This window comes from Fibrobacter sp. UWS1 (assembly GCF_002300445.1).
Lineage (GTDB): Bacteria > Fibrobacterota > Fibrobacteria > Fibrobacterales > Fibrobacteraceae > Hallerella > Hallerella intestinalis.
On sequence record NZ_NSGW01000001.1, the window covers coordinates 2,102,464 to 2,123,841 of the forward strand.

The following is a 21,378-nucleotide window of genomic DNA, read 5'->3' on the forward strand; positions in this document are numbered from 1 at the left end:
AATGAAAAAAGTAAGAATTACCCAAGTCAAGGGGCTTATCCATTCTCTTCCGAAGCACCGGGCCAATATTGCGTCCTTGGGACTTCATGGAATTGGAACCTCTAATGAAATGACTTTGACTCCGGCTATTCAGGGCATCATCAATGCTGTCCGTCACATGATCAAGGTCGAGGAAATTTAATCATGCAACTCAATAGTATCAATCCTGCTAAGAGTGCTCTGACTAAGGGGCGCAAGCGCATTGGTCGCGGTCCGGGTTCCGGTTGGGGCACGACTGGCGGTCGTGGTCAGAAAGGTGCCGGTGCTCGTAAGAGCGCCAAGGCCGGTCGGGCTGCTTTTGAAGGCGGCCAGATGCCGATTCACCGTCGTATCCCGAAGCGCGGATTCAAGTCGCAGTTCCCGAAGGATACGCAGATTGTGAATCTCAAGGCCATTGAAAATTCCGGTGTTGTCGAATTTGACGCCAAGGTTCTTTTCGACCAGGGTCTTGTCCGCAGCGTGAAGAAGCCGATCAAGGTTTTGGGCTACGGCACGATTTCGAAGGCTGTCACTCTCAAAGTCAACGCTATCAGCGAAAAGGCCAAAGCGGCTGTTGAAGCTGCCGGCGGCAAAGTAGAGCTCGTCTAATAATGGAAGTTCTTAAGAAAGCTATTGACGGGTTCGTCAACGCCTTCAAAATGGAAGACCTGAGGAAAAGAATTCTCTTTACCTTGGGTATTCTCATTGTTTATCGCATCGGTTCGCACATCACCATTCCTGGTGTGGACGCTACGGTTTTGGCGGAGTATTTCCGAAACAGCAACAATATGTTCGGTTTGTACGACTCCTTTACCGGCGGTGCTTTCGCTAAGGCTACGGTTTTTGCCTTGGGCATTATGCCGTATATCAGCGCAAGCATTCTCATCCAGCTGATGGGTTCTGTGATTCCGGCGATCAAGATGCTTCAAAAAGAAGGCCAGGAAGGGCGTGCAAGGCTGAATCAGTACACGCGCTACTTTACGGTTCTCCTCGGCGCTCTTCAGGGCTGGGGTGTTGCCGTCTGGCTTTCGAGCTTAACAGTTTCCACCGCAACCGGTACGGGCATTTCTGTGCTTACGGACGGATTCCAGTCCGGGCTTGGCAATGTCGGATTCCGGTTACTTGCTACGCTTACCTTCACCACAGGAACCATCTTTGTCATGTATCTCGGCGAGAGAATTACGGCAAAGGGTGTTGGTAACGGAATCTCCCTGATAATCTTTGCCGGTATTGTCGGCGGACTTCCGAGGGCATTCCTTCGCGAAATCGAAATGTTTACCGAAGGCATTCAGCCGCTCGCCATCGAGATTTTCATCTTGGCGATTGTGGTTGCTATCGTCGGTTTCATCGTATTCGTGGAGCAGGCCACTCGTCGTATTCCGCTGGAAAGCCCGCGCAGGGTGGTCGGACGAAATCAGGTGGTTGGCGGTCAGGCCAGTTATTTGCCTTTCAAGGTGAATACAGCCGGCGTGATACCAGTCATTTTCGCTTCCTCCATTATGTTCGTGCCCGCGATTATCGCTTCGTGGATGCCCAACGTGAGCTGGATGCAGTCCTTTGCGGGTGCATTCGTTCCTGGACATATCACCTATAGCGTAATCTTCGCCGCGCTGATTATCTTTTTTACTTACTTCTATACGGCTATCCAATACAACCCAACGGACATTGCCGATAATCTCAAGAAGTCGGGCGGTTTCATTCCGGGCATTCGTCCGGGAAAAAAGACCGCTGAGTATATTGACCATATTTTGACCCGCATTTCACTTCCGGGATCCATTTTCCTGGCTGTAATCAGTGTCGGTCCGCTGCATTTGAAAGACGCTTTGAATATGTCTTTCTATATTGGCGGCACCTCGGTCTTGATCGTGGTCGGTGTGGCGCTGGACACGCTTCGTCAACTCGAAGCCCATCTCCATACCAATAACTACGCTGGTTTCCTCAAACATGGCCGCATTCGCGGCAGGATGGCATCCTAGTGGCTAAAGAAGAAGGCATTCAAGTAGAAGGCGTTGTGCTGGAAGCTCTTCCCAACGCATTCTTCCGTGTTGGCCTCGGAAATGGTCACGAAATTCTCGCTCATGTTTCTGGGAAAATGCGCCGGCATTTTATCCGCATTTTGCCGGATGACAAAGTGTTGGTCGAAATCTCTCCGTACGATTTATCGCGCGGAAGAATCACCTACCGTTACAAGTAATAGGGAAAAAGGTCTAACCTATGAAAATCAAAGCCTCCATCAAACCAAGATGTGAAAACTGCAAGATTGTCCGTCGCAAGGGCATTCTTCGCGTCATCTGTTCTAAGAACCCCCGTCACAAGCAGAGACAGGGTTAGGAGATTTTATGGCACGTATTGCTGGTGTCGATTTGCCGAAAAACAAGACTGTCGAGTACGGTCTGACGGCTATCTACGGAGTCGGGCTTTTCACCTCTCGTAAGATCTGCGCTCAATTGGGCATCGATCAGACGAAGAAGTGCGACGATCTGACTGAAGAAGAACAAGGTAAGATTCGTCACGTTCTTGAAGACGAATATTCTGTGGAAGGTCAGCTTCGCGCAGAAACGACGTTGAACATCAAACGCCTTCAAGATATCGGATGCTATCGCGGAAGCCGCCACATGAAGAAGTTGCCGGTCCGTGGTCAGCGCACCCGTACGAACGCTCGCACTCGCAAGGGCCCGAAGAAGACCGTTGCTAACAAGAAGAAGTAAGGAGACGATCCGTGGCAGACGAAGAAGTTAAAGAAACCGCCCCGGCCGCTGCAGAAGCTGCTGCTCCCGCCGAGGAAAAGGTTAAAAAAGGTAAGAAGCGTGTTGACGTGCAGGGAATTGCCTGCGTAAATGCTTCTTTCAACAATACGATTGTGTCGATCACCGATGCGCACGGTAACGTTGTCGCTTGGGGCTCTCCGGGAAATTCCGGATTCAAGGGTTCCCGCAAGAGCACTCCGTTCGCCGCCCAGCTTGCTGCTGAAGCCGCCGCCCACAAGGCCTACGACCTCGGCATTCGCAAGGTCGATGTCCGCGTGAAAGGTGCCGGTGGTGGACGTGAATCCGCTGTCCGTGCTATCAAGAACGTCGGTATCGAAGTGTTGACGATTCGTGATGTGACCGGTGTCCCGCACAACGGATGCCGTCCCAAGAAGAAGAGAAAAGTTTAATATCAACAGGGGAAAACGCCAATGATGTGGAAATCTCTCCAAATGCCGCGCAGTTTCCAGAAAGTGGAAACCGGTGAAAATGGGCGCTATGCGAAGTTCGTCGTAGAAGCCCTGGAACGCGGATGGGGTATTACTGTCGGTAACGCTCTACGCCGCACGCTGCTTTCCTCGCTGCAAGGCGCTGCGATCGTCTCCGTAAAAATTGCCGGAGTCGAAAAGGAATTTTCGTCCATTCCGGGAGTGAAGGAAGATGTTACGGACATTATCCTGAACTTGAAGAGCATTCGTGTAAAGCTGCTCTCCGATCATGACGAAACGCTTCGCTTGGATATGTCGGGCGATGGTGAAATCACCGCTGCGAACATCGAGGAGAATCCCAACGTGGTGATCCTTACCCCGGACGTTCATATCGCAACGCTGTCTGGAAACGCTTCTTTGAGCATGGAGCTCAAGGTCTCTTCCGGTCGCGGATATGTGGTTGCCGACGAATTGAAGGATCCGGACGCCCCTATCGGTGAAATCGCCATGGACGCCAACTTCAACCCGGTTTTGAAAGTGGCGATGCACGTGAGCGACACCCGCGTGGGACAGAAAACGGATTACAACCGTCTGGAACTGGAAGTGACGACCGACGGATCCATTGACCCCGAAGACGCTCTTGCTTATGCGGCAAAGCTTTTGGTGGATCATTTGGAAGCCTTCATCAATTTTGAAGGAGAGCTCGAATCTCCGGAAGAAACGGTGCAGGATGAAGAACGTCAGCGTATTGCCAGCCGCCTCCGTTTGCGAGTGGACGAACTTGAACTTTCCGTTCGTTCCAGCAACTGCCTCCGTATGGCGAACATCCATACGATTGCAGAACTTGTCCGCAATAAGGAAGGGGATATGCTGAAATACAAGAACTTCGGTCGGAAGTCCTTGGTTGAACTTAACGAGGTATTGACGTCGATGGGTCTTACTTTTGGCATGAACGTCGATGAATACTTGAAGGATTAAGAAAAATGAGACACGGTGTAAAAAACAAGAAACTCGGTGTGAATGCGCAGCATAAGCGCGCCATCCTCCGTAGCCTCGCGACATCCATCCTTGCCAAAGGCCTGGAAGAGGAACAGATCAATCGCTCTGTGCGCACGACTCTCCTCAAGGCTCGCCTTGTCCGCAGTGTTGTGGATCGCTTGGTCACTTATGCGAAGAAGGGCGATCTTTCCGCTCGTCGCGAAGCCGCCCGTATTGTTCGTGACCCGAAGGTCCTGCAAGGACTTTTCAATGTGATTGGCCCGCGTTATAAGAACCGCAACGGTGGTTATACTCGCGTGCTGAAGCTCGGTCCGAACCGCCCCGGTGATGCTGCTGAAATGGCTTTGGTTTCGCTTGTCGAAGACGAAATCAAGGCGAAAGAAGCTCCAAAAACGGACGCTCCCGCAGCTGAAACGAAGCCCGTTGACATGGTCAAGGGTGCTTCCAAGGAAGCGGAAAACTAATTCGCTTGGATTCTAAAGGAAAACCCGGCTCGGTCGAGCCGGGTTTTTCTGTATGTAAAAAACAATCGGATGGAATATTCGTTTGGTAGTGAAAAATTTGACACAAATTTTCAAATAATTTAGCTTTAGGGCATGCTTGTTTATCACGGTTCAGAAAAGTGAATCGAACATCCCGTTTTGAAATTTGAAAACCGGCACAACGACTTTGGATGGGGTTTCTATTGCACAGAAGCGGGAGCTGGCAATGGAATGGGCCTGTCAAAAAAATACAGACGGTTTTGCCAACGCCTATGAATTGGATTTGCGAAAATTGAAGGTGCTCGATTTGTCGGCGGAATGCTTTAGCATTCTCCACTGGCTCACCATCTTGATGCAGAACAGGGTTTTTGCGCCCAAGTCGCCCCTTGGCTGAACAAATCTGGAGTTCCTGACGGAAAAATTTCAAGTGCCTTATCTGGATTATGACGTTATAGTGGGCTATCGCGCCAATGATTCGTATTTCTCCTTCGCGAGCGAGATGGCGCCGCCCGAAGAAATTACTTGGAAGGCCTGCGGAAAGTCCGTCCGAGCGAAGGCGTTTACTTAATCGATATCGTTCGAAATCCGAGGTTGCTCGATGAAATCCGCCTATAGTGAAATGTACCTGAGCGATGCCCAGAAGAATCTCGGATTCTTTTTTCAGGCGGTGCTCTACAATTTGAATTTGTCTGTAGATGAAGTGCAAAAAGTTTTTCTCGCTTCTGAATTCCGACGCAAATTGAATACGCCAACCCGAATTTTCTGTGCGGCAAATCCGGTTACGAATTGGCAATTCTCGCATTCCCGCAATACGAGAAGAAATTGTTGGAATCTGTTTACGAACCGTTCTACCCGCAAGCGGAATACTGGTGCGGTCATGTCCTTGCCTATTACCAGTGGCACTCCGCAAAAAAGTTTGCTGAAATTTTAGACAAGTATCCTTTGGAACGAATCCTCTCCGATTACCGCCTGATGCACGAAGCCGACATCACCAAGATGGCGCAGACGATGGATGCGGTGGTGCTTGGGGAATGAAATTTCGTTTGTGATGAATGATGGGGTGATGGGGATACCCCCCTTCGTTTTGGGACGATTCCTTAAAACTCTATAATACATCATTTTGCTTGCACCAATAACGTGCCTTTGCTTGTCTTGACATTCTAAAAAACTATATTTCCTAATGACATAGACCAAATCGTCATTTTTCTTTGACATCTGGTCGGCGATTATTTTGAATTTAACTCTTGTTCTCTCTTTTCGAAATCTGGTAAATTTCACAACTAGCGAGAATAAGACGAATGCTTACGCACACTATTTGGGCGTGGGTCGTTTGTGCTTATGCTAGTTGCAGGTTTACCAGAGCCTCGAAAGGAGTAAGTTCACACAGACCCCACGCCTTTTTCTTTTCCAAAAGAATAAGGCTTTCTCCGTAGGAATGACGACCTACGGGGATGTCTTTGTTTATCGTCATTTTGGAGGGACTCCATGTCAGTAAAATTGAAAAAAGACAAGCGCCTAGATGTATTTCAAGCGTATCTTGTCAAAGGTGCGGAATTTCGCGGAGAATATGAAATTCCTTTAGTCGGAAATACCGAGGTTATACCCGATTTGATGGTGCCGTTTTCTATCGCCATCTCAAAAAAATTTACGTCAAAGCATCCTGAAAGATATTTTGTTCACTTCTTTGAAAACGATTACAAGTTTATCGCATTTGCACGAAACCCCAAACGGTATCTGAAGCGACTCAAGCGATTTGCCGGTTTGGTTGCGCCTGATTTAAGCATCTATTACGATATGCCGCGGGCATTGAAATTGTCGCAGGTTTATTTTGCAAGAGCGTTAACATTCTTTTGTCAGCAAAATGGGTTGATCGTTATTCCACTGGTGCGTTTTGATAAGGATGAATATAGTTACAACTTTTTGTTTTGCGGAATTGAAAATCCAGACTGTGTATTCGTCAGTCCCTACGGTTGCCAAGGTGAACAAGATTCCCGAGAAGTATTTTACAAAGGATTAAAGAAAATGATAGACCAAATTCGACCCAAAACAACACTGTTCTTTGGTATAATGCCCAATGACATGAAAGCATATTGCCAAATGAAAGGAGTTGATGTCGTTGAGTACAATGTTGAAAAGCGTGGCTATAAAATTTCCACACGAATCTCCATTAAAAAGGATGTAACAGACTTGCCTCTTTTTGCAAAGTAACGTCGAGTGATAAAAATGCAGACAAATGATGAGATTATATTGAATTCACTCAGGAATTCAGTGTCCCAGATATTGTCTGATACGCAAAATATTATCCTCTGCTCCACCGATTCCGCTTCTGAAAGCATCCAGAAATTCATTGTTGCTAGAGGCTATGGGGAAAAGGTCAAGGCGTTGAGTTTATCAACAGGAATACCAGAATCTACTTTTTCAAAGATTAAGTACAACAAAGACTATAAATTTGAGCATAGAACCTTAATAGCACTCTTAATTGAGCTGAATGTTGACTTTTCTACGTCTATGTCTATACTTCAGAAAGCTGGATTAAGCCTTGGCAACTCAAAGGAACATATTGTATATAAAGTATTGCTGGAAAAACACGATTCCGTCGACATTCCGACCGCAAACATGCTGCTAAAGGAAAACCACTTGAAGGAATTAGCTGGACATACAAGGGATAAACCAAACAAAAAACGACAAAATATTTCTCGTTGAGAAATTACAATTGCTTTTTTTTGTCAAAAAAAAATAAAGGGAATCAAACATAGAATGTTGAAATTTGTCTAGAATCGTTATTTTTTAGCTTCTCATCAAGAAATGCAGATTTTTGAACCCATTGTTAAATTCCACAAAAGTTTAATCGAGGACTTCAAATGGGGCAAGATGCAAGTGGTTTGTTCAGTGGAACTAGAGGATCGGCGAACAGCCCTTATCATCGTGATGCAAAGGTCATGCAATCGCGAGTAAAAGAATGGGCTATAGGCGAAAAAGAACGTTTAGGAAAAAAATCAGAACGTCAAAAGGATCAATTTAATACAGCGACCATAGTTTATGACAACGAATCTGGCAGGTATTTCTATGGAAGAAATGGAGGGGTTTTTCAAGAGAACGACCTTCGAAATCCCCAAATCTTTGGAGAAAATGGTGTATTACCGCCAAAATCTCTCAACAAATATGACTTGGGCAATTGTGCCGAAGTTCATGCTATAAACAAGGCTTTAAATTCTGGAGCAAAAATGGAGAATCTTTTTATATTTACCATACACACAACACCTAAAAGCTTTGGCCAACCAAAGCCAGCTTGTCAAAATTGCACACACGCGTTCAAAGGACGAATCCAAAAGAATCACACTGGTTGGACAGAATAAGGAGAATACGAGATGAAATCGGACGCATTGAAAAACATTTCTCTTCTTGGGCGAATCGCTTACGGAATCCTTTGTGCAGAAAAACTTGCCACAGAAAAATACCCTCAAAGGGACTGGTCGCTAGTTTTTAAAATATTTTGGAAATTTGGGAATTGCGAAGCGCTTGACAGGTGGTCCTGGGAAATTATGGAATACATCCCAAAATACTTGTTTGAGTTTGAATCTTTCGAAGCGTCTAATTTTGAATACATAGATAAAGAAACCTACACAAATCTTAAAAAATTGTACAAGAATGTTGATGATTCTTTGAACAAGATTTTACTTGCCATTCGAAACATAGAAGAAGAATACGCCTATTCCAGTATTCCTGGATACGGAACGGCAAGTCTCGAATATATTGATGAAATTCTAGCGATTCTTAAAAACAACAAAATTCAACCACCCGATCCTCAGCTGGTCGCGTTTTCCAATTTTTCTGAGGAAGACGGCTGGGGCAAGGCTTTCGATGGAACGAAGCTGTCGATGGTATTGAAGGGGTAAGGAAAGATTTCGTTTAACCGTCCTCAATTACTTTGATTTCGGCGGGTGGGGGGGGAGCTACTCGTTTTACGAGGAGACTTACAATTATCACCAAAATGTTGCATGCGATGGATGCGGTGGTGTTTGGGGAAATGTGATTTTTACGTCTGTTTATGGTTAAGATTTTTGTTTTTCATTAAATCTTCTTCGATGTTCTTTCAAAAAATTCTGAACTTCCGCTTGGTCTTGTTTTTTTAGCTTTTCGTATTTAACCATCATTTCTGGGGTGATACCAATTCTTTTACATTCTGATTCCAAATGTGGAGCAATTTTTATTTTCCAATCTTCGTCAAAAGTAATGAGAAATTTGTCGAAAAGAGCGTCTAAATGTGCGGCAAGCAATAAACCATTACGGGCATTTATCTTTTCTGCAGGCTTGCAATCGCGCCATGGTTTTGCATGGCTAGCTACAAGAGATTCTTTTATAGTGCATCCCGTAACTGAACAGGCTTTATCCCATAAATTCAGCATATCATCACGATATTTACCTTGACCTACACGAGCCAACACCTGCTGTATCCGCTGTGTCGCTAATTCTTCACCTGGGTCGCTGAAGGTGATTTTTTTATTTTTGATAATTTTATTTATTTTTTCATTTTCAAAGAATCTTTGTAGAGAACCTAATTCGTCATCAGGATCAATATAGACTCCTGCAAAATAATGGTTATCTGCATTTTTCTGAAAAAACAGGTCATTGAAATCAGGACGGCTTTCTATTTCAAAAAAATCTTTATGACATTCTTTGTAATGTTCCCATTCAGGAAAGTGCTCTTTAAAAAGCTTCTCGTTGCTGTATTCAAGACAAATCGAAAATACCTTTCCTTTCTTCTTCTTGGTCCAATCTTCATACCACAATTCAACAAAAATATCATCCTCACTAGATGTTGCCATTTTTATATAAAAACCATCATTGTTTCCCTTTTCGATTTTTAGTGGTTCATTGCCAAAAAAACGATAAAAAAAATCTGCAAAATCGGCTCAACTTCTTTTTTTATCATAATTTAATCTCCTTTTTTTTCAAATGCCTTCTTTAAATCTATACTCATTTCCTCCCATAATCAACGACGAAACCGCAAAATCTTTCGTGAAAATAGCGAGTGAGAATGACTTGGTAATCAACACCTAATTCTTTGCTTTGTTGAGCAACCTTTCTCGGATGGAAAAGGCATTGTTCCTCATACTGACAAGCCCATTGCCATGTACATTTCAAGAATCTTGGCAACACGCAGAACCCGGGCATATTTCATCAGCTTGGAGATGTTCCTGTCGCCATATTTAAGATAGTTCCTGATGATTTCGATGCAAACATCCATGCCGATTTTGTTGCGGAACTTTACTGCATCGCATACGCATTTTTCAATGTCAAAAATTTTGACTTTGAATCCGGAAATAGTTGCCGTAGAAACACCAAGATTCAGCGAATTTTCGGATAGGTTGTGAAGCCTGATTTTAGGATATTCGAGAAGAACGACTTTGCGCCCCCTTTTTATGGCAATGTCGAATTGCTGCGGAATTTGCGTCGTAAGTTCGGAATGTTCCTATGCAGAAAATAAACAAAGAATTTCGTCGGGAGCGATTGCCTCGACATCTATCATTGTATCGTTCAGGTCGATTTCTTTAGCATAGACACCCCGCTTTATGCGAACCAATTCTCCCTTTTTTGCCTTTTGGAGAGTGGCGTAATACTGCGCGCGTCCCTGTTTGCAAACCGTTTTTGCCGTTATGAACGTTTTCTTATACATTGTATTAACCTGCTACAAGTATGCATAATTGTAGTAGATTTGTATTGTAAAATTTTTCCCCTTGCCCAAAAGTTTTTCAACCAAATCTTCCGTAGCTCTACATTCAAAGCGCCCTGATGATTTCTTCGAGATTCTTGCCCGAGAGTTGTTTTTCAAAGTGGACCTTGACGCCTTCGGACTCCATGTTCTTGAAGAACACCTTGGCGGATTCTATTTTCAGTTTTTCGCCGCCTCGCAAATCCTTGTCGGCGTCTTCGACATCCTTGCATTCCACAATCAGGTTCAGTTCATTCTTGCCCTTTCGGCGAATGATGTATATAAAGTCCGGGCTGTAGGTTTCGCCGAGAATGGTCGGAATGCGGATGGTGCTCTTGGGAATCTTTCCATAAACTTCCACGCCTTCGATACCGTTCAGGATGTCGGATTTTTCCAGCGGCGAATCGTAGGCGATGCTGTCGTAAAGGTACTTGTCAGGCACCTTGCCGCTGTCCCCGAATTTGCCCACGAGTCCCTGCGATATGAACTTTTCCGCATTTCCTTTTTCGTCGTTGAGCCAAGTCTTTTTAATTCGGGTGCGGCTCACTTTCTGGTAGCAGAACCGTCCCTTCAAATGTTCGATTTTCCAGTTGTGAATTTTCTGGCATACGTTAAGAAGCGTACGTTCGTTGAACATCACCTTCCCGCCCTTGTTTGCAAAATCGCACAGGGCCTTGTGCATCAGCGTTACGGGCACGGATTCCTTGGACTGGACGCGTTGCAGGAATTTTCCGTAAGCAATCGGGCGTTCCACTTCGTAATTGTCGCCACAGGCGTCCTGCACACTCGCTACGCCATTTTCAAATGAAACGACATTGCGCACGCTTTTAGAGATTGTCTTCTGGAAAAGCGACTGGTCCATCAAACCCGGCAAAGCCTGTTCCAGTTCCGCATTCAGGCTTTCATCAAAAGTCAAGAGATAGTGTTCGTTCATCTTGAGCCAGAGTTTTTTCAACGCCGCGTATTTTTCGCTGCGAATGCCGATGCGTTCGCCTTTGGTTTTCTTGTTGCGGTCGATAATGCGGCGTTCCGCATCGCCTCTGCGATAAAGTTCAGGATATTCCGCTTCGAAGGCTTCCGCATTCTCCGAGACAATCGGATAGCCGGGCATATCGATTTTGCGAATCTTGATAAACTTCTTTCCAAACAATTCGGCAAGCAAATCTTCAGCCTCTTGGCCGCACTTCTTGGCAAACGCTTCAAGCTGCTCATCGGTCAGATACAACTGTTCTGCTCGTTCGCCATTGATTTCATCCACAAGTTTTTGAGCAAATTCCTTTTCGGAGTAATCGACGATGTAATTGAGTACAAAGTTTTCGCCGGTCACGCGCTTTCCGTATTCGTTCACGGGAAGTCTAAGACCGCGACCGACTTCCTGCAACTTGCTGATTTCGCTACCACTGCTGCGGAGTTTTGCGATGGTAAAAACATTGGGATTGTCCCAGCCTTCCTTGAGAGTCCACTTGGAGAAAATGAATCGGCGGGGATTGTCTATCGAAAGCAACGACTTCTTGTCGTGCAGAATTTCCGTCACTTCCTGGGCAACGGCCTCATCTGAGCTTTCGTTATCCTTTGCAAAATATCCGCCGTGGGTTTTGGAAATCTCTTTCAACGATTTTTCGAGATACGCCCTGTAATCATCGCCATCTTGCAACGACTCTATTTTCTGCTTGATTTCTCGTTTCAGTATTTTCTCAAAAGAGATTCGCAGGTATTCGGATTTTTCATCCCAATCGTGACGGTAAGCCGAAATATCATCTATAAAGAACAGGGCAAGCGTCTTTATCTTGTCTTCACGTTTGAAATTTTCTTGCTCCGTTTCCAAATGTCGGCGAATTGCCATGGAGATCATCGCCTCTTGGTAAGCGGTCGCATACATATCGGGCGTAAGGGAATCGCCTTCTTTCAGAACAACTCCGTTGCTTAAACGCACTATCCCCTTCTCAAAATCTTCGACGGCAAGATTCCCGAAATTCTCGTGGATGTTGGAAAGAGGAATGTTTGACGCCAAAGACTTTTGATGCTTTTTGCCAAGTGCATCTGTCCAACTAAATTTCACTTCTTCATTTTTCGAATCAATTTCTGTTGCTTTGATTTTAACATTTTCGGCATCTTTCAGCGGATCGATATGTTCCTTGGCGATTCCCTTAATCAGATTTTGGTGAAACGACTCGTAAGCATCCAAATTATAGACAAGGTTTTTGTAATCGCGGACGGTTTTCTTGTTCTTGCCGCGGCCTTCGCTCTTTTCGGGATAAGTCGCGCCGAAGCGGATAAGCATTTGCGGGCAAAGTTTGTTCATGATTGCAGCCATCGCCTTGTTTTCGGAGGCAAAGCGGTGCGGTTCGTCAATAATGACCACAGGGCGAGTCGCCTTCAGCGCGTCGAGTGGACAATAGAAGTTGTCAATGCCGTAATCAAAATCGTCCTTCGCATAGTTCGAATTGGTAAGCAATTGGCTATTCAGCAAGAGGACGGAAATATATTTATCGGAATCGCCCGGGTTTTGGTAGAAATTCGAAACCGCCGAAGGGAAATTCTTTTTCTTGTTCTTGGATTTTTGTTCCGTTCCTTCAAACAAACGGATTTCCGACTTGTAATCGCAGGTATTTTCAAAATGTTTCTTGACATCGGGATCGTTTAAAAAACTGGATGCGCCCGCCTTGATGGATTTGCCCGGGACAACAAGGATAAATTTCGACACGCCCAGTTGCCTGTGCAATTCGTGAATAGTCTCCGTATAGACGTAGGTCTTGCCCGTTCCGGTTTCCATTTTGACATCGATGTAAAGACAAGGCTTTTCGGCAATCCCGAAGGGTTCCGTTGCCGAAACAAAACTTTTCATGTCTGCAGAGAAATTCGTTTGCAATGCGGACAATGCCTGCTTGATTTTTTCGTCGTTCGGATAAAGATTTCTATTGGCGGCGTAATTTAAGGACTTTTTCGTTTGCAGCGTCTCCGTCACGTTCAAGATGCTGTCAATGGCTGCCCGTTGGTGGGGCAAATCTTTTTCGAATTGCAATTCCATGGCGGCCCCCATTAGTAACGGATTTCAAGGTTGATGTCGATACCTTCGACACTCTTGATGTTGCCTTTCAGAGTTTCTAGGGCGGTAATTCCGAAACTGTAGCCGAACACCACGATATGCTTGGGCTTGAATTCCTTGTCTTCGTCATATTTTTGGAACAGGGCCTTCATGTGCTTCGTGCCGATATCCTTGTCAATCAGATAGAGGTAATCTTTTACCTTGTAAGCGGTATAGCCATCAAGATCGATTGTTTCGACAGATGCATTGAATGTATGTCCGTCATCGACCATCCATGTGGCGAGAACTGTTTTTGCACCGAACGCCTTGAGGATGTTATCTGCTCCGAAACTGGGATTGGGGATAAATTTTTCCAGCGCGTCCAAAGTTTTTCCCTTGGGCCTTTCGATGGAGTAATGCTTGAAGCCGAAATCGCATTTCGCATCGGGATGTTCGCTCTGGATTTTTGCTGCGGCACGACGGATGCGTTCCATACCGATTTGGTCGATGGTTTTGTATCCTGCTTTGAAAGCATCGCTTTGTTCAGGACATTCCGCCGGAATTTGCACCATAATGTATTTGCGGTTTCCTCCATCTTCGGCGTTGAGTTGCATTATCGCGTGGGCAGTTGTGCCTGAACCTGAGAAAAAATCAAGAATGATAGAATCTCTTGGAGAAAAAGCACCTTGTTCTAACACCATTTTTATATAATCAACTGGTTTTGGAAAATCAAATAATTCCCTTCCATCGAAAAGTTCCCGTAGTTCTCTTGTCCCCTGTGTACTATACACCGTATCGAGAACCGAGCTTATTCCTGTAAATTCACTTTCAACATCCTTCAAAAATTTTTTTCGTCTAGGCCGTTTAGCAACATCATCGGGAAATAGAATTTCTCCACCTTGAATAAATTCATTCATTCTTTTTCTTTCATATCTCCAACCTGTTGGAGGACATGGATAAACTTTACCTGTTTCCGGATCTATTAAATCATAGTGTAAATTGGGACGTTGTGCGGCGGTAGCCAAACCAGTCATATCCGCACTCATCCAGTCTCCACGGGGGTCATTATCAGGATTTTTATATTTTGTCTTATCTGTATAAGAGCCTCGTATTCCAACATCATCGCTTCTACTAAAGCATAGTAGATAATCATGGTCTTTCGAAGCCCCGTTTTTCGTTCGACTATCAACCATTTGTCTTTTTTTCCATATAAAAGAGCAAATTAAATTCTCCTCCCCAAAAATTTCGTCACACAAAATTTTCAAATTCGCTTGTTCGTTGTCGTCGATGCTGATGAAAATCACGCCATCATCCTTGAGCAAATCGCGAGCGAGTTTCAGACGCGGATACATGAACGTGAGCCACGCCGCATGGGACCGCGAACCGCGTTTTTTCATCTTCAAAATTTTTTGTGCACGCTCGGGCTCGTCAATTCCCAACTTTTCTTGCAAATCCTTTTCGCTAAAATCGAAGCTGTCGTTATAGACAAAGTCATCGGAACCGGTGTTGTAGGGCGGGTCGATGTAAATGCACTTTATCCGTCCTTCGTAGGAGCGGCGCAAGTGCTTGAGGACCTCCAGATTGTCGCCCGAAAGGTAAAGGTTTTCGCTGTCCTTGTTTTCGTTCTTCTGGTTGTTTTCTTCGTCGGGGACAATCACCGTCTCGGTGTCGAGTGCGTAAAGCAGCCGGGCGTAATCCTTGCCTAGAAAGTTGAAAGTCTCGCGTTCTTCGACCACCAGGTGTTTGTCGCCCACGGCATGTTCCGCCCAATAACGGATGGCATCGGCATCTACCGTTCCGTCTTTTCCGAAGGCGTTCGGAATCAGCGCTTTCAACTTTTTGAGAAGATCGTTGTTCGGGTTGACCTTCTCATTCTTCTGCATAATGTCGCGTACCATCGGGCGGTTCCTTATCGTTGCGAGTTCCGCCCTGCGCTGCATACAGTCCACTAAAAAAGGCGTGGAGCCGCTGAAGCGTTTACTGCACTTCGAGGCTCGCCAAAGCCTTTACAACCAATAAACGCAAACGACCCACGCCCCAATCGGGACGTGAGCAGTTCACCCTATTCTCGTTGTTTTGAAATTTGGCGATTTCGAAGTGGAGATTAGAGCAAATACTCAATAAAACGGGCGCTCCGCACCAATCGGTACGGGGCTATGTCAAAAAGAATAATAGTAAAAAAGGACGGGATTCTTGTCCAAAGGGCATGACTGCTACTTTTGTGAGAATGGCCCCGGAATTAGGGGTTTTAGGGGTGGAGCCCCTAGGCGAAGGGGTAGCGAGCAACATCGTGCGAGTGAGGGGGAGGCTCCCCCCCAAAAAAAATCTTCAAAAAATTGTACGGACATGTTGACGATGGCTTTTTGTTTTGCTTGTAAACAGACAGGGTTGATATGAGGAAGCAGTTTCCTGTTTTTAGGGGGTATGGACAATTCTCCACCAAATACCCAGAAATTAAATTTTTCACCGGGCGGATTTCTTTTCACCAGGTGAAATTTTCTCGCAGACTGCGAGATGCTCGCCTGCCCCATGGGCCTTGGACGCTCCGCTTCCTTTAGGCGGCTTGGATTTTGAGCTACAAAAGGCAATATAGTTCAGAGTTTCTGAAGTGGCGATAAGGTTTTTGTTTTGCAAGAAGACTCCATGGGCCCGTCTAAAATCACATTTCTGCTGTAACGAAAAGTTCTTCATCAGGGCAAAAGTGTAAACATTTCTAAACTTCTTGAAATCGCTCGGATTTCGGCACTTTTCGATTTTATCAAACGGCGTTTTTCTATTTTATAGCAACCTTTGCACTGTGAGGAATTTCCGTTTGAACAGACGTATGTATTTGAAGAAATTGTTGGCCTTTTGGCTGTGGTTTGTTTGTTTCCCGGCGATTTTGTTTGCTGCTGAAAGCGGGGGAAGCGCATATCCGTCTTTTTCTTCTATGCCGCAGCAGTCGTCGTCCTTGCAACGCAATTCGGTGACCATGCAGCCCAGCTACAGTGAAGGCGTCGTCGATTCCAATTACATTTTGGGACCAGGAGATTACCTCGACATTATGTTGGAAAACACCTACCTTTCGGCGAAGGTCTATCCGGATGGCAGCATTGTGATTGAAGAATGCGGGAGTGTGAATGTCGCCGGGAAAACCCTTGCCCAAGCCCGAGAAGATATCCTAAAAATGGTCGCCGACCGCTACAATCCGAAATATTGCTTTGTGCAGTTGGCGCAAATGAAAAAGATGATTGTGAATGTCATGGGTGCCGTGCCGCAGGTGGGGCAGGTCTTTGTGGAACCGCAGACCCGCTTGACTCGGCTTCTGAAACTGGTCGGCGATATTCTGCCGCAGGGGCGAGACGACGATGTCTGGGTGATTCGGGGCGGCGACACCACCCACGTGAACAGTTTCAAAATTTTTAACGAAGGCGATTTTTCCAGCGATATCGTCTTGGAACCGGGCGACCAGATTTTTGTGCCTTTTGCAGACATGAAAAACAGTGTCACGCTGATTTTGCCGAATTACCGTTCGGCGTTGCCTTATGTAGAAGGAAAAACCGTGGCGGATTATTTTTTGAGCGCAGGCGGAAACCGCATTCACAATTTGGGCTACCAGTCGGTGACGATTCGCAAAAAGGACAATTCTTCGGAGTCGATTCCCATCAACGAGGCCGACAAATACGTTCCCTCCGTCGGCGTGGAAATCGAATATACGACGAAGCCGCTTTTGGTTTATGTCGGCGGCGCGGTTGCCGGAGTCGGTCGGCAGCAATACGATCCTTCCTGGCACGCTCTGGATTATATTTCCGCGGCGGGAGTTTTGACGACGACGGGTTCTTTTGACCAGGTGAAGGTCATTCGCGGCGACAGGGAAACGATTTATGTCAATGCGACGCGGGATCCGATTTTGCCGGGCGACTACATTGAAATTCCAAAGAGCACTTACGAGCGGTTTAAAGATTTTACATTGTTCGTGGCTTCTCTTTTGACCGTCGTTTCTTCGGCGTTCATCATTTACGTCAATTACAAATAATATGAAGCATTCAGAAACTCCTGGACTGATTGAAACTTTATTGCGCATTTTCAACAATGATTTGAAGCATTTCAAATTGTGCTGCATCTTGGTGATTTTGCCGACGCTTGCCGTTTTTGTTCTGGTGATGTGGGTGATCAAGCCGACCTATGCCGCAAAGGCCGTGGTGACGCCTCCTCCGGAGTCTTCGGGAATGAACGCTTTAAGCGGGATGCTCGGTGGAGAATTTTCCAACTACGCTTCGATGCTGGGGCTTTCCTTTAGTTCCGTGGATGCGGACGCGATTTGGACGATTTTCAATTCCAAAGAATTGCACGACATGGTCATCGATCGGTTTGATCTGGCGGCCCACTACGAATTTGACGGCAAGTTCCGCGCGGACTTACTGAAGCAGTTTCGGAAAAATTTCAAGCTGTCTTTGACGGACGAAAACATGCTGGAAATCTCCATTGAAGACGAGGATTACCAGATGGCTTCGGACATGGCGACCTTTATGCTGCAAAAAGCGGATTCGATGTTCAACGCTTTTAAAACGCAGCAGGCTCGGCAGGCCCGCGAATATTTTGACAAGCGCATTCAGCTTTGCTTGCAGACTCTGGATTCTTTGATGGCGGATTTTGCGGACTTCCAGGCAAAGAACGATTTTTACGAACCGGAAATCCAGATGGAAGCGACCATCAAATACTTGAGCGCCTTGCAGACGGAACGGCAGGCGGTCGCGATGGAAATGAATTATGAACGGCAATTGCGCAGCGAAAATTCCAAGCGCTATGACGAATTGACGAAACGCTACAATTCCGTGAATAGTGCGTTGAACCAGACTCTGGACGGGAAACAGCACGCCACGGGCCTCATTGCCTTGCAGAAGTCGCCGAAGCTGGGCGCGGAATACATGCGCAAACAAGAGGAAATTAAAGTTCAGGTAGCGATGTATAAATTGCTCCGTCAGCAGAGCGAACAGATGCAGCTTGAAGAAGCGAAAAAGCTGACCAATTTGCATGTCTTGGAATCGCCGTGGCCGAACGACAAGAAGGTTTCGCCGCTCCGGGGAATTTCTTTGATGTTTACGGTAATGGTCACTTTTTTGCTGGCGACCATATTCTGCAATTTTTTGGAATTGCTGCGGGAACAGAAAGGCAGCGGCTCGGTCTTGGACAAGGAGTGGGCGACGTTTTTGGCGTTTTTCAAAAGGAAATCTAAAGCCTGATGTTCGCACTGGTTTGCGAATATCCCGAAACGACGGCCCTTTTCCTTGTTGTGGTGGGGCTGTTGTTTTATGTGTGGAAGAAAAAGCTGGATTTTTTTTCGCCGGCGACGATTTACATTTTTTTTCAATGCCTGACCCTGGCGATTGCCTATTTGCGTCTGGATCATGCGATGACGCCGTTCCATGCGAAGACATGGTTTGTCTGGGGCGGGGCAATGCTTTCGTTTGTCGCTGGCTGTCTGCTTTACCAATGGCGACTGCCGTTGAATGCGGATTCGGGGAAGGGCTTTGAGGAATCGCACTTTTCGTATAATTGGAAGTGGCATTTTGTCCTTTCCTGCGCGGTGCTGCTTCTTTATCTGGTCGGGGTTGCGGAAATCATCCATAAGGCGGGCAATTTGATTCTCTTTACGGGGAATGCGGGATATTGGGCTTCGCGCAAAGTGGATTACGGTTTTTTTTCAAATTTCTTTTCCAGTGCGCCGCTGGTGGTTTTGCTGTTCGGGGTGGCGTCTTTCAAATCCGTCAATCCGGTGCGCTGGATTCGTTGGGTGTCGCTGCCGATGGCGCTGATTGTTTCGGTATTTAGCGTCTGCGCTTACCCGAGCCGCACTTCTTTTTTCATGTGCGTCGGTTTTTTTGTCATTCTTTTCAATTTTTTGTGCAAGCGAATTTCCGTGCTGCTGATTGCGGCTCTGCTGGCTTTGGGAATAGTCGGCTTTGTTTTTGTCGCTTCGGCGCGGGCGCAGTATGGGGGAAGTGCGTTCCAATCGATGACGTTGGACGCGGCGATGACGATGCCTTACAAGTATGTGGCGAACAACTATTGGAATTTGGATTACGCGTTGAATTCGCCTCCGGATCGAGAGATTCACCCTTTTACTTATGGTCTCGATTTTTTTTCGGGGATGTTTGAATATTTTCGCGCGCCGGGTTCGCTCAAAGCCAGTTTAGGTTGGGATGGGCCTTTTAATGAAAGCGTTCAAAAAATTCCGGGCTATAATACGACGGGCTATCTTTGGGAAGTTTACAAGGACTTTGGGCTTCCGGGATGTTTTATTTTGCCTTTTTTAGTCGGGATGGCCATGTCAAAACTTTTCGCTCAAGTCAGGCGCAAAAAAACGCCGGGCCTTGTCATGTTTTACGTGTTCTTCATTTATTTTGTCGGCTTCTGGTTCTTTTTGGCGGGTTACAAGCAAGGCGTCTTTTGGGCTTGGGCCGTTCTGGTTTGGATGATTTCAAAAATTTGCTTACAACCGAATGCGCCGCCGTTTCTGGAAATACCCGAGGAGAAGAACGCTCAGGGCCAAATCGCCGGTTAAAGTCAGAATGGGAATCAGGTGGGGAGATGTTCCCATTGCTGGCAAAGCGAAAACCGCAAAGGCGTTGAGGATGCCGCCGATGAAGATAAAAGCGACATAGCTCCACAGCCGTTTTTCCTTGAGCATAGTGGCGACAAAAGATGTCCGGAATGCTTGCAGGACGAGCGAAAAGACCAGCACAGAAAAACAATACGCTGAAAATTGGAGAACGGCAGAATCTCCGTGCATCGGGGACGCAAAAAAGAGCCAGTTCAGGCAAAATTCGGGGCAAATCCAAGCGGGCGACGTGCAAAGCGCGATGAAAAACGTGAACACGGCGATGTCTTTGATGTGCAACGTTGAGTCGTTCGTTTCATGCTTGGCGACGAGCGACGACGAAATGAAATTCACCATCATTCCCGAAGCGAGCACGACGAGTTTGTTCGCGTAATTGTAGGCGGCGAAAGATTCGCGCGGGGCGAAAACGTCCATGGCGTAAAGCCCGAGAGGAAGGTAGAGAAAACTCGCGAGGCTCGAAAGCGCAAACGGAAAAGCTTTGGAAAGCATCAGGCGGATGAATAGGAGACTCCTGTGCGTAATCCGGAAAATCGCAGGGCGCAGAGCGGCTGTCGCGCCAAATGCCCAGGCGGGGAGAGCGGCCAGAACCATGGAAAGCGCGATCCCTTCGATGCTTTGCACTTTTAAGTAGAATAGCGCAAACGCCATAACCGCGGAATAGGAAATGGTGTGGAGAATTTTGGCGGCGAGTAGCTTCTTCCAAAATTTCCCGCAGATAAAATACCAGTCGAAAAAGGCGTGCTGGAAAAGGAGTCCGAATGCGAGGACGAACTCTCCCCGGAATGCGGGGTGGTTGCGGCGGACAAGAACGGCGAAGAGCGCCATCGAAAGCATGGAAAAGACGCTAAGGGCGTAACGGAGCTGGAACGCTTGCCGGAGCATTTTCCCCTGGGTAATCCGCTTGCCAAAAAAGGCTAGCAAAAGGGTCGTCGTCCCAAAATCGGCGAGGGAGCAGAAAATCGTGTAGTCGTTCTGGAGAATGCCGAAGTAGGCGAAGGAGACGTTTCCCAAATTCCTTGCGGTGAAATTGCCGACAAGAAAAGCGACCCCCTGGATGAGAAGGTTTACTGCGGAAATGAAAACTCCGATTCGGATGGTACGAAATGCGCCTGACACGGAACAAAGATAATCATTCTGATTCCAAAGAAAAGTTTTGTGAAAAAGACTCTTTGCCGCTAGGGGAATTTCTCCATAGTGGAAATTTTCGTTTGAAATTTGCAAAGGGATGTTATTTGGGGTTAGTGATTTTAGTGATTAGTTGAAAGTAGGAAGTTGGAACTGAGAGCTGGGAACTGATAAATCGCTTACTTCAACATGGAGAAAAAATGAAACTAGTTGCGCTGATTTTTTTTGCTTATTCCGTCA

24 protein-coding genes are annotated in these 21,378 nt (G+C 46.3%); 18 read left to right on the top strand and 6 right to left on the bottom strand.

Annotation, left to right across the window (positions count from 1 at the left end; all coding sequences use genetic code 11):
• The first annotated feature begins 1 nt into the window (after position 1).
• The 11 genes from rpmD to BGX14_RS09275 all read left to right on the top strand — a co-directional run bounded on the left by rpmD (position 2) and on the right by BGX14_RS09275 (position 5,709).
• Positions 2-181 carry a 50S ribosomal protein L30 gene (gene rpmD, locus BGX14_RS09225; protein ID WP_073305491.1) on the top strand — a complete coding sequence of 60 codons (180 nt, stop codon included), beginning with the start codon at positions 2-4 and terminating at the stop codon, positions 179-181.
• 2 nt (positions 182-183) lie between these two features.
• Entirely contained in the window at positions 184-627 is a 444-nt protein-coding gene (gene rplO, locus BGX14_RS09230) for a 50S ribosomal protein L15 (protein WP_073305490.1), read from the top strand.
• Between the two features lie 2 nt (positions 628-629).
• Positions 630-1,994: a preprotein translocase subunit SecY gene (gene secY / locus BGX14_RS09235; RefSeq protein WP_073305489.1), complete on the top strand. Its 1,365-nt coding sequence runs from the start codon at positions 630-632 to the stop codon at positions 1,992-1,994.
• Entirely contained in the window at positions 1,994-2,212 is a 219-nt protein-coding gene (gene infA, locus BGX14_RS09240; protein WP_073305488.1) for a translation initiation factor IF-1, read from the top strand. Before secY ends, infA begins: the two co-directional genes overlap by 1 nt.
• Before the next feature lie 20 nt (positions 2,213-2,232).
• The gene (rpmJ, locus tag BGX14_RS09245; RefSeq protein ID WP_073305487.1) at positions 2,233-2,349 is read left to right on the top strand and encodes a 50S ribosomal protein L36; all 117 of its coding nucleotides are present in this window, start codon (positions 2,233-2,235) and stop codon (positions 2,347-2,349) included.
• An 8-nt stretch (positions 2,350-2,357) separates the two neighbouring features.
• Positions 2,358-2,726, top strand: coding sequence for a 30S ribosomal protein S13 (gene rpsM, locus BGX14_RS09250; protein WP_073305486.1), 369 nt, complete (start codon positions 2,358-2,360; stop codon positions 2,724-2,726).
• Between the two features lie 11 nt (positions 2,727-2,737).
• Positions 2,738-3,175 (top strand): 30S ribosomal protein S11, encoded by a 438-nt coding sequence (gene rpsK / locus BGX14_RS09255; RefSeq protein WP_073305484.1) that lies wholly within the window; start codon positions 2,738-2,740, stop codon positions 3,173-3,175.
• A 21-nt stretch (positions 3,176-3,196) separates the two neighbouring features.
• Positions 3,197-4,171 (top strand): DNA-directed RNA polymerase subunit alpha, encoded by a 975-nt coding sequence (locus tag BGX14_RS09260; protein ID WP_073305482.1) that lies wholly within the window; start codon positions 3,197-3,199, stop codon positions 4,169-4,171.
• A gap of 5 nt (positions 4,172-4,176) precedes the next feature.
• Positions 4,177-4,656: a 50S ribosomal protein L17 gene (gene rplQ / locus BGX14_RS09265; RefSeq protein ID WP_073305481.1), complete on the top strand. Its 480-nt coding sequence runs from the start codon at positions 4,177-4,179 to the stop codon at positions 4,654-4,656.
• Between the two features lie 184 nt (positions 4,657-4,840).
• A complete protein-coding gene (locus BGX14_RS09270) occupies positions 4,841-5,068 on the top strand; it encodes a DUF3990 domain-containing protein (RefSeq protein ID WP_143394206.1) in 228 nt (75 codons plus the stop codon).
• A 431-nt stretch (positions 5,069-5,499) separates the two neighbouring features.
• The gene (locus tag BGX14_RS09275; protein ID WP_158223282.1) at positions 5,500-5,709 is read left to right on the top strand and encodes a hypothetical protein; all 210 of its coding nucleotides are present in this window, start codon (positions 5,500-5,502) and stop codon (positions 5,707-5,709) included.
• A 301-nt stretch (positions 5,710-6,010) separates the two neighbouring features.
• Here BGX14_RS09275 and BGX14_RS16295 read toward each other — a convergent pair whose 3' ends face one another.
• Positions 6,011-6,145: a hypothetical protein gene (locus tag BGX14_RS16295; protein WP_255404503.1), complete on the bottom strand. Its 135-nt coding sequence runs from the start codon at positions 6,143-6,145 to the stop codon at positions 6,011-6,013.
• Positions 6,146-6,159: 14 nt separating this feature from the next.
• Here BGX14_RS16295 and BGX14_RS09280 point away from each other — a divergent pair, with 14 nt between their 5' ends.
• The 4 genes from BGX14_RS09280 (at position 6,160) to BGX14_RS09295 (ending at position 8,570) form a co-directional block, all read left to right on the top strand.
• Positions 6,160-6,882, top strand: a complete 723-nt coding sequence (locus tag BGX14_RS09280; RefSeq protein WP_095879680.1) for a DUF4417 domain-containing protein — start codon at positions 6,160-6,162, stop codon at positions 6,880-6,882.
• Positions 6,883-6,954: 72 nt separating this feature from the next.
• Positions 6,955-7,377, top strand: coding sequence for a hypothetical protein (locus BGX14_RS09285; protein WP_143394207.1), 423 nt, complete (start codon positions 6,955-6,957; stop codon positions 7,375-7,377).
• Between the two features lie 158 nt (positions 7,378-7,535).
• Positions 7,536-8,030 carry a hypothetical protein gene (locus BGX14_RS09290; protein WP_095879681.1) on the top strand — a complete coding sequence of 165 codons (495 nt, stop codon included), beginning with the start codon at positions 7,536-7,538 and terminating at the stop codon, positions 8,028-8,030.
• A 186-nt stretch (positions 8,031-8,216) separates the two neighbouring features.
• Positions 8,217-8,570, top strand: coding sequence for a hypothetical protein (locus tag BGX14_RS09295; protein ID WP_143394208.1), 354 nt, complete (start codon positions 8,217-8,219; stop codon positions 8,568-8,570).
• A 156-nt stretch (positions 8,571-8,726) separates the two neighbouring features.
• Here BGX14_RS09295 and BGX14_RS09300 read toward each other — a convergent pair whose 3' ends face one another.
• From BGX14_RS09300 to BGX14_RS09315, 4 genes are all read right to left on the bottom strand, one after another.
• On the bottom strand, positions 8,727-9,500 hold the full coding sequence (locus BGX14_RS09300) for an HNH endonuclease (protein ID WP_095879683.1): 774 nt from the start codon (positions 9,498-9,500) through the stop codon (positions 8,727-8,729).
• A gap of 647 nt (positions 9,501-10,147) precedes the next feature.
• Positions 10,148-10,351, bottom strand: coding sequence for a hypothetical protein (locus tag BGX14_RS15845; RefSeq protein ID WP_198951070.1), 204 nt, complete (start codon positions 10,349-10,351; stop codon positions 10,148-10,150).
• A gap of 103 nt (positions 10,352-10,454) precedes the next feature.
• Entirely contained in the window at positions 10,455-13,415 is a 2,961-nt protein-coding gene (locus BGX14_RS09310; RefSeq protein ID WP_158223283.1) for a type III restriction-modification system endonuclease, read from the bottom strand.
• 11 nt (positions 13,416-13,426) lie between these two features.
• Positions 13,427-15,352, bottom strand: coding sequence for a site-specific DNA-methyltransferase (locus BGX14_RS09315; protein ID WP_095879685.1), 1,926 nt, complete (start codon positions 15,350-15,352; stop codon positions 13,427-13,429).
• A gap of 884 nt (positions 15,353-16,236) precedes the next feature.
• Between BGX14_RS09315 and BGX14_RS09325 the strand changes: the two genes are divergently transcribed.
• The 3 genes from BGX14_RS09325 to BGX14_RS09335 are packed head-to-tail and all read left to right on the top strand — an operon-like array spanning position 16,237 to position 19,956.
• Positions 16,237-17,427, top strand: coding sequence for a polysaccharide biosynthesis/export family protein (locus BGX14_RS09325; protein WP_095879686.1), 1,191 nt, complete (start codon positions 16,237-16,239; stop codon positions 17,425-17,427).
• 1 nt (position 17,428) lies between these two features.
• Entirely contained in the window at positions 17,429-18,634 is a 1,206-nt protein-coding gene (locus BGX14_RS09330) for a lipopolysaccharide biosynthesis protein (protein WP_095879687.1), read from the top strand.
• On the top strand, positions 18,634-19,956 hold the full coding sequence (locus BGX14_RS09335; RefSeq protein ID WP_095879688.1) for an O-antigen polymerase: 1,323 nt from the start codon (positions 18,634-18,636) through the stop codon (positions 19,954-19,956). The genes BGX14_RS09330 and BGX14_RS09335 overlap by 1 nt, the downstream gene beginning before the upstream one ends.
• Here BGX14_RS09335 and BGX14_RS09340 read toward each other — a convergent pair.
• Positions 19,885-21,129 (bottom strand): oligosaccharide flippase family protein, encoded by a 1,245-nt coding sequence (locus tag BGX14_RS09340; protein WP_158223284.1) that lies wholly within the window; start codon positions 21,127-21,129, stop codon positions 19,885-19,887. The genes BGX14_RS09335 and BGX14_RS09340 overlap by 72 nt on opposite strands.
• Between the last annotated feature and the right edge of the window lie 249 nt (positions 21,130-21,378).

What these genes read in the sequence shown, in the direction of transcription:
- rpmD (WP_073305491.1), top strand. Translation starts at nt 2, where the DNA reads ATGAAAAAAGTAAGAATTACCCAAGTCAAGGGGCTTATCCATTCTCTT.
- rplO (WP_073305490.1), top strand. Translation starts at nt 184, where the DNA reads ATGCAACTCAATAGTATCAATCCTGCTAAGAGTGCTCTGACTAAGGGG.
- secY (WP_073305489.1), top strand. Translation starts at nt 630, where the DNA reads ATGGAAGTTCTTAAGAAAGCTATTGACGGGTTCGTCAACGCCTTCAAA.
- rpmJ (WP_073305487.1), top strand. Translation starts at nt 2,233, where the DNA reads ATGAAAATCAAAGCCTCCATCAAACCAAGATGTGAAAACTGCAAGATT.
- rpsM (WP_073305486.1), top strand. Translation starts at nt 2,358, where the DNA reads ATGGCACGTATTGCTGGTGTCGATTTGCCGAAAAACAAGACTGTCGAG.
- BGX14_RS09260 (WP_073305482.1), top strand. Translation starts at nt 3,197, where the DNA reads ATGATGTGGAAATCTCTCCAAATGCCGCGCAGTTTCCAGAAAGTGGAA.
- rplQ (WP_073305481.1), top strand. Translation starts at nt 4,177, where the DNA reads ATGAGACACGGTGTAAAAAACAAGAAACTCGGTGTGAATGCGCAGCAT.
- BGX14_RS16295 (WP_255404503.1), bottom strand. Translation starts at nt 6,145, where the DNA reads ATGACGATAAACAAAGACATCCCCGTAGGTCGTCATTCCTACGGAGAA.
- BGX14_RS09280 (WP_095879680.1), top strand. Translation starts at nt 6,160, where the DNA reads ATGTCAGTAAAATTGAAAAAAGACAAGCGCCTAGATGTATTTCAAGCG.
- BGX14_RS09290 (WP_095879681.1), top strand. Translation starts at nt 7,536, where the DNA reads ATGGGGCAAGATGCAAGTGGTTTGTTCAGTGGAACTAGAGGATCGGCG.
- BGX14_RS09295 (WP_143394208.1), top strand. Translation starts at nt 8,217, where the DNA reads ATGGAATACATCCCAAAATACTTGTTTGAGTTTGAATCTTTCGAAGCG.
- BGX14_RS09300 (WP_095879683.1), bottom strand. Translation starts at nt 9,500, where the DNA reads ATGGCAACATCTAGTGAGGATGATATTTTTGTTGAATTGTGGTATGAA.
- BGX14_RS15845 (WP_198951070.1), bottom strand. Translation starts at nt 10,351, where the DNA reads ATGTATAAGAAAACGTTCATAACGGCAAAAACGGTTTGCAAACAGGGA.
- BGX14_RS09310 (WP_158223283.1), bottom strand. Translation starts at nt 13,415, where the DNA reads ATGGAATTGCAATTCGAAAAAGATTTGCCCCACCAACGGGCAGCCATT.
- BGX14_RS09315 (WP_095879685.1), bottom strand. Translation starts at nt 15,352, where the DNA reads ATGCAGCGCAGGGCGGAACTCGCAACGATAAGGAACCGCCCGATGGTA.
- BGX14_RS09325 (WP_095879686.1), top strand. Translation starts at nt 16,237, where the DNA reads ATGTATTTGAAGAAATTGTTGGCCTTTTGGCTGTGGTTTGTTTGTTTC.
- BGX14_RS09330 (WP_095879687.1), top strand. Translation starts at nt 17,429, where the DNA reads ATGAAGCATTCAGAAACTCCTGGACTGATTGAAACTTTATTGCGCATT.
- BGX14_RS09335 (WP_095879688.1), top strand. Translation starts at nt 18,634, where the DNA reads ATGTTCGCACTGGTTTGCGAATATCCCGAAACGACGGCCCTTTTCCTT.